Consider the following 1,107-nt stretch of genomic DNA (forward strand, 5'->3'; position numbering starts at 1 on the left):
CGCCCTTTACCGTACGACTGAACCGGCTGGAAGCGCAGCAACGTGCAAACCAGGCGGTCAGTCAGGCCGAGCTGGACGCGCTGCAGTCAACGCTCAAATCGTACAGCGTGCGACTGTATCAGTTGCAGCCGGCACCGCGGGACTTGTGATGATGCCGCGTTTTTATCGCACATTACGCCTGATGGCGCTGCTCGTTGCCGGTGGGCTGAGCGCCTGCAGCGCGCCGCTGTCAACGCTGCCGGAAGCTGCGCTGGAGCAGAAAGCACAGGCCGGGGATGCACAGGCGCAGTACGTGCTGGCCGGAAAGCTGTCGGCCCGTGGGGAATACGGACGGTCGCTGGCGCTGATGAAGCAGGTGGCCAGTCAGTCGGCGGCCTCGGATGCATCGCGTTCAACCCGTGCGGATGCGGCGCGTCAGGCCGGGGATGGGTACCACACCGGGCTGGGAGAGCCGCGTAACGACGCGCTTGCCCGTCAGTGGTGGAGCCGGGCGTCGTCGCTCGGAAATGCGCAGGCCAGTATGAACCTCGCAGGACACTGTCAGGCGGCACATGGCACGTCGCCTGTTGCGGACTGCATCAGTCAGTTTGAGAAGGCAGCACAGCAGGGTAACGCGGAGGCACAACTAATGCTTGCCCGCTGGTACCAGACACAGCCTGAGGGTGAAAAAACGGCGCTGTCCTGGCTGCAAMAAGCGGCCGCGCAGGAAGAGCCCGCRGCKCTGGCCCTGCTKGCCCGCCGYTATGAAACCGGAAACGGTGTGGAYAAGGCACCGGATATCGCCCGCCGTGATTACCGTCAGGCTGCCGCGCTTGGTAACCCGCAGGCACAGCGCTGGATGGCTGAACACGGTGAAGGTACGGAAAGACTGATGTGGTATCAGAAAGCGGCGCAGGGCGGGGATGTGGCCGCGCAACGCTGGCTGGCACAGGCTTACCTGAGCGGTAACGGTGTGGCGCAAAACCAGACTGAAGGGATGCTCTGGCTTAAGCGTGCTGTCGATAAAGGCGATGCCCGCGCACAGTACCTTTACAGCCAGTACCCGAGCACTGATGAGATGCGGCTTCACTGGCTGACGCTCTCGGCGAAAGGCGGCGACCTTCAGGC

1 protein-coding gene is annotated in these 1,107 nt (G+C 63.6%); it reads left to right on the plus strand.

What is annotated here, in order from left to right; genetic code table 11:
• Positions 1-148 precede the first annotated feature (148 nt).
• A partial coding sequence (locus tag ADK28_RS29140; RefSeq protein WP_048797465.1) for a tetratricopeptide repeat protein occupies positions 149-1,107 on the plus strand: 959 nt, incomplete at its 3' end.

This window comes from Serratia sp. 506_PEND (assembly GCF_001076875.1).
Taxonomy (GTDB): domain Bacteria; phylum Pseudomonadota; class Gammaproteobacteria; order Enterobacterales; family Enterobacteriaceae; genus Serratia; species Serratia marcescens.